Origin of the sequence: Burkholderia sp. Tr-862 (genome assembly GCF_011753085.1) — a bacterium.
Classification (GTDB): Bacteria; Pseudomonadota; Gammaproteobacteria; order Burkholderiales; family Burkholderiaceae; genus Burkholderia; species Burkholderia ambifaria.
In genome coordinates this window covers 1-8,131 of sequence record NZ_VWWG01000229.1, presented here as the reverse complement: position 1 = coordinate 8,131, position 8,131 = coordinate 1, and the positions used below count along the sequence as shown (strand labels likewise).

At 69.1% G+C, this 8,131-nt stretch carries 6 protein-coding genes and 1 pseudogene; 2 read left to right on the top strand and 5 right to left on the bottom strand.

The window, feature by feature from the left end; all coding sequences use genetic code 11:
• A partial coding sequence (locus F3J14_RS32090; RefSeq protein ID WP_166726344.1) for an ATP-binding protein occupies positions 1-2,142 on the bottom strand: 2,142 nt, incomplete at its 3' end.
• A 68-nt stretch (positions 2,143-2,210) separates the two neighbouring features.
• Here F3J14_RS32090 and F3J14_RS32085 point away from each other — a divergent pair.
• Positions 2,211-2,645: pseudogene (locus F3J14_RS32085) on the top strand (glycosyltransferase family 2 protein); the annotation flags it as partial.
• A gap of 17 nt (positions 2,646-2,662) precedes the next feature.
• On the opposite strand, the gene F3J14_RS32080 reads toward F3J14_RS32085, so the two are convergent.
• Complete coding sequence (locus F3J14_RS32080) at positions 2,663-4,030, bottom strand: sigma-54 dependent transcriptional regulator (RefSeq protein WP_166726343.1); 1,368 nt, start codon at positions 4,028-4,030, stop codon at positions 2,663-2,665.
• Positions 4,031-4,379: 349 nt separating this feature from the next.
• Here F3J14_RS32080 and F3J14_RS32075 point away from each other — a divergent pair, with 349 nt between their 5' ends.
• Positions 4,380-5,462: a sigma-54 dependent transcriptional regulator gene (locus tag F3J14_RS32075; protein WP_166726342.1), complete on the top strand. Its 1,083-nt coding sequence runs from the start codon at positions 4,380-4,382 to the stop codon at positions 5,460-5,462.
• Between the two features lie 40 nt (positions 5,463-5,502).
• Here the strand turns inward: F3J14_RS32075 and F3J14_RS32070 are convergent, their stop codons facing one another.
• From F3J14_RS32070 to F3J14_RS32060, 3 genes are all read right to left on the bottom strand, one after another.
• The gene (locus tag F3J14_RS32070) at positions 5,503-6,453 is read right to left on the bottom strand and encodes a glycosyltransferase family 4 protein (RefSeq protein ID WP_166726341.1); all 951 of its coding nucleotides are present in this window, start codon (positions 6,451-6,453) and stop codon (positions 5,503-5,505) included.
• On the bottom strand, positions 6,443-7,519 hold the full coding sequence (locus F3J14_RS32065) for a glycosyltransferase family 9 protein (RefSeq protein ID WP_166726340.1): 1,077 nt from the start codon (positions 7,517-7,519) through the stop codon (positions 6,443-6,445). Before F3J14_RS32065 ends, F3J14_RS32070 begins: the two co-directional genes overlap by 11 nt.
• Positions 7,516-8,131, bottom strand: a 616-nt coding sequence (locus F3J14_RS32060) for a glycosyltransferase family 2 protein (RefSeq protein ID WP_282100784.1), incomplete at its 5' end; no start/stop codon positions are given. The genes F3J14_RS32060 and F3J14_RS32065, both read right to left, overlap by 4 nt.

Here is an 8,131-nt window from a genome sequence, read left to right as displayed (position 1 = left end):
GCCGTTCGCCCCGCCGTGCCGCAACGCGTCGAGCAGCCAGAAACCGTCGCCGTCGGGCATCGCGAGATCGGACAGCACGACGGTCGGCTGCAGGTCGGCGATGACCGCGAGCGCTTCGCGGCCCGAGGAGGCGATCGCGACGGCCGCGCCGAGCGTCGTCAGCGCGGCCGTCAGGCTCGCGCGCGTGGTCGCGTCGTCGTCGACGATCAGGATGCGCTGCGCATCGAGCATCAGCGGATCGCGCCGGCCATCGGCCTGCGCGATGCCCCATGCCATCACGCCCGTCGGCTGCCAGCCGGCCGGCAGCGTCACCGTGAACGTCGCGCCGCGATTGCGGCCCGCGCTTTCGACATGCACCTGGCCGCCGTGCAGCTCGGCGATGTGGCGCACGATCGACAGGCCGAGCCCGAGCCCGCGCCGCGGCGACGCGGGCGAACCGTCCGCGCGGCGGAACATGTCGAATACGTGGGGAATGAACGCGGGCGGAATGCCTTGCCCGGTGTCCGTCACGGCCAGCACCGCGTGCGCGTCGTCGCGCGACAGCGTGACCGTCACCGCGCCGCCGCCCGGCGTGAATTTCAGCGCGTTCGACACGAGGTTCGCGAGCATCTGCCGCAGGCGTTCCGCGTCGCCCGACACCACGCATGCGCTCGCCGTGCACTCGAATTCGAGCACGATGCCGGCCGACGACGCAGCCGTCTGGAAGGCGCCGACCGCATCGGAGAAGAGCCGCACCACGTCGACCGGCATCGGGTCGATCCGCAGCTTGCCGGTCGCGAGCGACGAAGCGTCGAGGATGTCGCCCACCATGCGCGTCAGCGAACGCGCGCTGCGGTCGATCGCATCGATCGCCTGCTGCCCCAGCGCGTCGTCGCGCGTATTGCGCAGCACCTCGATCCAACCGTAGATCACGTTCAGCGGGGTGCGCAGTTCGTGCGACACGGTCGCGAGCAATTCGTCCTTCAGACGATTCGACGTATCGGCCCGGTCGCGCGCGTCGCGTGCACCCTGCAGCGAGCGCTGCGTGCGCAGGTCGTGCCGGCGCTGCGCGCCCGTCTCGCGCAGCGTGAGCGACAGCGCGACGCAGCTGCGCGCGTCGCCGCGTACCGGGCCGGCGGACACCGTTGCGCGAAAGCGCCGGCCGTCGCGGCGCACGCACAGCAATTCGAGCGGGCCGACCGCTTCGCGCATCGCGTCGAACGAATCGGCGAGCGGGTTGCGCCGCAGCCAACGCATTGCGACCAGCGTTTCGAGCGGACGCCCGCGCGCGTCGGCTTCGTCATACCCGAAGATCCGCTGTGCGGCCGGGTTCCAGCTGACGATGCGGCCCTGCCGGTCGATCCCGACGATCGCGTCCGGCGACGCATCGACCACCGCGCGCTGCAGGCGCGACACCTCCGCCGACGCGCGCTCCGTGCCGGCATCGCGCAGCAACAGCACCGCTCCGTCGAGGTTGCCGTGCGCGTCGACGATCGGCGACGCCGCCTCGACGATCGGTACCGGCGGGCTGCCGTCGGCGCCGTGCAGCCAGTGGCGGTCGGACAGCGCATGCGCGCCGGCGAGCGCGCGCTCGAGCGTCGTCTGCACGCGCCGGTCGTCGCGATCGAACACGTGCAGCACGTCGCGCACGGGACGGCCCGTCGCGTCGTCGAGGCCGCCGCCCGCCAGCGCGGCCGCCACCGCGTTCACGTAGGTCACGCGGCCTTTCGCATCGGTCGCGATCACGCCATGCGGCAACGCCTGCAGTACGGCGTCGAGCTGCCGCCGCGCGGCGGCCTCGCGCCGGTGCGCGCGCTCGTTCGTGAGCCGCGCGTGCCGCAGCATCGCCGCGACCGCGCACACCAGCACGCCGACCAGCATGAAGGTGCCGAGCCGCACGAGGCGGTCGGGCAGCGGCCCGGTATACGCGGCCGCATCGGACAGGAACAGCGTCCAGACCAAGAGCCCGCTGATCACGGTCGACAGGATCCCGAACAAGAACGACGTCGCCCACGCGGCGCCGGCGAGCAGCGGGTAGTACAGGATCAGCGGCAGGTTCACGCCGCCGAACCGGATCGCCAGCGTTTGCAGCACGGTCGCGGTCGCAACGAGCATCACGGCGGTTGCGTAATTTCCGGCCTGCGGCCGTGCACGTTCACTCATCGGACACGCTCCTGCCGGAAGGTCGGCGGCGGCCGGCAACGGGTGAACGGACCGGCATGCCGCATGCCGTCGGGCTGCTGGCCGGTGCGACGGCATTCCGGCGCGACGCGTTCGTGAAAGCGGGCGGCTATCACCCGCGCGACTTCCTCGGCGGCGAGGAGGCGCTGCTCGCGCTCGACCTGTATCGCGCGGGCGCATGGCTCGTGTATGCACCGCACCTGACGGTTCATCATTACCCTTCGATGCAGCGCGACGTGCACACGCGCGTGAGTGTGGCGACCCGCAACACGGTGTGGACCGCATGGCTCAGATGGCCGGCCGGCGCCGCGCTCGCGCATACGCTGCGCATGCTGCCGCGCCTGCGGCGTGAACGCGGCGTCACGCACGCGCTCGCCGGGCTGCTGGGGATCCTGCGCGAGCGGCATGCGATTCCGCCGGAGGTCGAGCGCCTGCGCCGCCGGATCGACGACGCCGCGCGTCGGCGCACGCGTGCGCGCGCATGACCGCAGCGCTCGGCGCATCAGGAGTCCGGCTTTTCCGTTTCGTCTTCCAATTGGGCGAGCCGGTTGTAAATCGTTTTCAGGCTGACGTCGAGCACCTCGGCGGCCTGCGCCTTCACGCCGCCGCATTGCGCGATCGTGCCGAGGATCAGCTTGCGGTCGACCTCCTCGAGCGGCGTGCCGAACGGCACCGTCACGCGATCTTCGTGCGATTCGACCATGCTCGACAACTCGTCCATGATCGGCGGCGGCAGCGTGTCGATCACATCGGCGTCGCTGAAGATGCTCGCGCGCTGCACGAAGTTGCGCAGCTCGCGCACGTTGCCCGGCCATGCGTAGGTCTTCAGTGCTTCGCGCGCGGCCGGTGCGAAGCGCAGGTTGCGGCCGCTTTCCTCGTTGTAGCGTTGCAGGAACGCATCGGCGAGCATCGGGATGTCGTCGCCGCGCTCTCTGAGCGACGGCAGCGGGATCGGAAACACGTTGATCCGATGAAACAGGTCGGGCCGCAGCTTGCCGTCCGCCATCGCGGCTTCCGGATCGCGGTTGGTCGCGGCGACGATGCGCACGTCGACGTCGATCTCGCGCGTCGAGCCGAGGCGCGTGAGCCGCCCGGTTTCGAGCACGCGCAGCAGCTTGACCTGCGATTCGACCGGCATCTCGGTGATTTCGTCGAGGAACAGCGTGCCGCCGTCCGCGCGCTCGAAGAAGCCCTTGTGCTGCCGCTCCGCGCCGGTGAAGCTGCCGCGGTCGTGGCCGAACATCTCGCTTTCGACGAGGTTCGCGGCGATCGCGCCGCAGTTCACCGCGAGGAACGGGCCGCGGCGGCGCAGGCTCAGGTCGTGCACGGTTTGCGCGGCGAGCTCCTTGCCGGTGCCCGATTCGCCGGTGAGCAGCACTGACGCTTCGGTACGCGCGACGCGACCGATCGCGTCGTAGACGGCCTGCATCGCGGGCGAGCTGCCGAGCATCCGGCCGAAGCGGCCGAGGCGCTGCAGTTCGGAGCGCAGCTCGGCGATTTCCTCATGCAGCGCGGTGGTGCGCGGCACGCGCGCGAAGATGCTGTTCAGCCGCTGCATGTTGAGCGGCTTCACCAGGTAGTCGGTCGCGCCGCGCCGCAATGCGTCGATCGCGGTTTCGAGGCTCGCGTGACCGGTGGTCAGCACCATTTCGCAATGCGCGCGTTTGGGCAATGCGTCGAACAGATCCATTCCGTTGCCGTCCGGCAGCACGAGGTCGCACAGCACCAGATCGGGGGTATTCGTCGAGACGAGCGTGCGCGCTTCTTCGAGCGTCGCGGCCGTGTCGCACGCAAGCTGCTGCGCCTGCGCGAGTGCCGCGAGCATCGCTCGCGTATCGGCATCGTCTTCGACGATCAGGACGTAAGGCATCGAAGCTCCTTGTGATGCGGCCCGGCTGGAGCATCGGCCGAAACCGCGGCGGGCATGCGATGCGGGGTACGACGCCGGGCATCCGGCAATACGATCGCACCGCATACGAACGAGCAGACAAGTAGTCCTGCCATGACAAACGACTGTCTAGCAGTATAGAAGAGGCGCGCTGTGCATTCGCCGCTCATCGAATAAATCTATCCGCCCGCGACGATGGCATTGCCAGATTCAATCTGCGGCCTTCGGTATAAGAGGTATGCTTTCTACGTGAAAAACGGCGGATGCCACGTCATTTTTTCATCTTGTCCCGACGGCTTCGGTCAAAACTTCCCAAAATGCGATATCACTCATGTCGAAATCCGACGATGACGGCACGCGGCTGTTCGGCCGTTCGCGAACAATCCAGGACTTGATGTTGAAAATTTCGCGCGTGGCCGCAACGCGCGTGAGTGTGCTCGTGGTCGGCGAAAGCGGTGCCGGCAAGGACATCGTCGCGCGGCTCATCCATGACATGAGCCCGCGCCGGCGCGGCCCGTTCGTGCCCGTGAACTGCGGTGCGATTCCGAAAGACATCGCGGAATCCCATTTGTTCGGACATGAAAAAGGCAGCTTCACCGGCGCCGTTGCACAACATGTGGGCATGTTCGAAGCCGCGCGCGGCGGCACGCTGTTTCTCGACGAAATCGCGGAAATGCCTGCGGAATTGCAGGTGAAACTGCTGCGCACGCTGGAATCGAACACGATCGTGCGGGTCGGCGGCCACGAAGCGATTCCGCTCGACGTGCGGATCGTCGCGGCGACCCATCACGATCCGGTCGAGGCCGTGCGCAGCGGCCGGCTGCGCGAGGACCTGTTCTACCGGATCGCGACGATCGCGCTGCACGTGCCCGCGCTGCGGCAGCGCGAGGACGACGTCGGCGACATCGCGCTGCAGATCGTCGAGCGGCTGAACGCGCGGCACCGCACGCGCAAGCGTCTGTCGATGCAGGCGATGAAGGCGCTGCGCACCTACTCGTGGCCCGGCAACGTGCGCGAGTTGCGCAACGCGCTGGAGCGTGCGTTCATCCTCGCGGACGAGCAGATCGAATTGCAGCTGCCGCGCCGCCTGCCGCCGCGCGAGGAAGTGCGTCACAACGCGATGACGCTGCATATCGGCACGACGCTCGCGCATACGCAGCAGCGCTTCATCGTCGCGTCGCTGCGCCATTTCAACGGCGACAAGCCGCGCACCGCGAAAGCGCTCGGCATCAGCCTGAAGACGCTGTACAACCGCCTCGCGCTGCTGCCCGAACACGAGCGCAACGCGATGAACGGCACCGCCGCGCCGACGTCGAGCACCAGTAGCGCCAACGGCACCAGCAGCGCCAACGGCACCAAGGGCACCAGCGCCGCCGCGAGCGCGCCCACACCGGCGAGCCCGCCGAGCGCGTAAGCACGCCCGCTTCAAGCGCGTCGATCAGGGCCCGTTCACGCTAGCACGCAACGTCGCGCAATGCGTTGTCCCAGTCGCGCGCGAAGCGCTCGATGCCGAACCGCTCGCACGCGTCGCGCTTCGCCGCCGCGCCCCACTCGCGCGCGAGTTCCGGATCGCGAATCAGCATGCGCATCGCATCGATCAGCGCGTCGGGCCGCGTATCGGCGACACCGTTGTAACCGCTCCTCACGAGCTGCGCCATCTCGGTCGTCGCGAGCGCGACGATCGGCAGCCCGATCATCATCGCCTCGATCACCGCGAGCCCGAGGCTCGTATAGCGGATCGGATTGAAGAAGAACCGGTAGTGCGACAGGAACTGCGGCAGCGCCGGGTTCGGCACTTCACCGATGCCGCCGAGTTCGGCCGATCCCATCCCGACCAGATCGAGCGGCACGCTGTGGCGCACCACCTCGAACAGATCCGCGCCGAGACGCCGCCCGCGCCGCGCAAGGTTGTTCACGACCGTCACGCCCTTGGGCAGCGTGCCGCGATACTCGATGCCGTCGGGCAGCAGCACGCCATGCTCGATCACGCGCGTCGGCGTGACGCCGTTGTCCCACATCAGCGCGTTGTACGGCGTCACGTGCACCAGCAACATGTTCGGGTCCTGCACCGGATGCAGCGTGTCGGTCGGATGCTCGCGCGGCGGATCGTGCTCGACGAACAGCGCGGGCAACGCACGCTGCGCGTCGCTCAGCAATCGCATCCGGTCTTGCTCGTAGTGGCGGTGATGCTGGTACAGCACGCAGTCGAACTCGGTGTCGCGCACGCATTCGACACTCACCTCGTGCACGTTGTCACCCCACGGCAGATGCCCGACCCGCCCCGCATAGCCGGGCGGATGCTGCGGCTTCGTCACGAGGTAGAAATCGTGCGGCGCCTGCGACAGGTAATACAAATAGTTGCCGTGCACGTGCCAGGTGAGCACGCGCAACCGCTTACGTGACATGACGCCTCTCCTCCGCGAGCAGTTCGCCCGCCCGATCCATCACGTCGTCGACGCTGATCGCGCTCGCGCATTCGTGCCCGTACGGGCAGGTGTCGAACATGCACGGCCGGCACGCCGGGTAGTGCGCGATCACGCGATGACGTTCGGCGTCGAGCGGCGCCCAGCGGGCCGTGTCGCTGCCGCAGGCGATGACGATGCTCGGCGTACCGAGCGCCGCCGCGACATGCGACACGCCCGTGTCGTTGCACAGCAGCAGCCGTGCGCGACCGATCAGCGCGGCCAGCGCGCCGAGCGGCGTGCGCCCGCACAGGTTCACGCACGGCCGCGCGAGCTGCTCGGCGAATGCGGCGGCCAGCGCGATCTCCGCGCGCGTGCCGGTCAGCACGATCTGCCAGCCGTCGGCCGCGAGCTGCCGCGCGGCGCTCGCGAAACGCTCGACCGGCCAGCGCCGCGACGCCATCCGCGCGCCCGGATGGACGATCACGTAGCGGCCCGGATCGAGCGCGTATTCTTCGCACAGCACATGCCAGAGCGCATAGTCGAGGCCGCCGAGCGGGAATTCGAGGTAGTCCCCCCAGTCCGGATAGCCGAGCTTGCGCGTGAGCGACAGGCAGCGCGTGACCTCGGGTTCGCCGTCACGCCAGGTGACCGGACAATCGAGCGCGGTCGTGCCGCCGTCGGGCGGCACGAAGCCGGCGGTGCGCGTCGCGCCGAGCGACGCGACGATCGCGTTGGTCTGCGCACCGCTGCCGTGCAGCTGGATCGCGAGATCGAAGTCGCGCGCCCGGCATTCCGCGACGAACGCCTCGCGCGCGGACGGCTCGGCTTCCGGCTGCTCGCCGAGGCCCGGCGCGCCGGGAAACGTGATGAAGTTGTCGATGTAGTCGGAAAAGCGCGACGCGAATTCGCGCGCCCACGGCAGCCCGATCAGCGTGATGCGCGCATCCGGTTCGCCGCGCCGCAGCGCGCGCAGCGCCGGCACCGCGCACAGCATGTCGCCGAGCTGCAGCGCGCGAAATACCGCGATGCGGCTCGGACCGGACGATGAAGCGGAATCGAAGCTCATAGGAAGAACACCCGGAAGTGAAGCGCGCCGCGCATGCGCCAGTACAGCGACACGGGCGGAATCGCGATCGACGTGACGATCATCTCGGCGACATGCGACGGCGTGAGCCGCGTGCCGCGCAGCCGCTTCGCGCAGAACGCGGCGGTGATCACGGCCCACGCGAGCGCGCACGCGATGCCCGGCGCGCGCCAGCCGGCCGCGAAACAGCCGAGCGCGCCGAGCGCGAACAGCACGGCCGCGTAGTAGTTCCACGGCGGCATCGGCCGGATATGACGCCGGTAGGTCGCGCGATGCTTTTTGTACAGCAGCGCGTCGAAATACACCTTCGATTGCTGGCCGATACTCGCGCCCCAGCGCGCGGGGCGCACCGGGTGCACGATCCGCGCGGCGTCGACCTCGACGATCGGCCCCGCATGCTCGCGCAGCGCGAACATCAGGTCGGCGTCCTCGCGCCACGCGCGCGTGAAGCGTTCGTCGAAACCACCGACGCGTTCGAGCGCCGTGCGCCGCACGAAGCAGTTCGCGGTCGCGAACTCCGCCCGCGCGAGGCCGGCCACGTCGCGCTCGTAGTCGGTCGGGTGCGGCCGCAGCGGCACGTCGATGCGCCCGGCC

Bases quoted from the DNA above. Each gene is read 5' to 3' on its own strand.
- F3J14_RS32075 (WP_166726342.1), top strand. From the start codon at position 4,380: ATGTCGAAATCCGACGATGACGGCACGCGGCTGTTCGGCCGTTCGCGA.
- F3J14_RS32080 (WP_166726343.1), bottom strand. From the start codon at position 4,030: ATGCCTTACGTCCTGATCGTCGAAGACGATGCCGATACGCGAGCGATG.
- F3J14_RS32070 (WP_166726341.1), bottom strand. From the start codon at position 6,453: ATGTCACGTAAGCGGTTGCGCGTGCTCACCTGGCACGTGCACGGCAAC.
- F3J14_RS32065 (WP_166726340.1), bottom strand. From the start codon at position 7,519: ATGAGCTTCGATTCCGCTTCATCGTCCGGTCCGAGCCGCATCGCGGTA.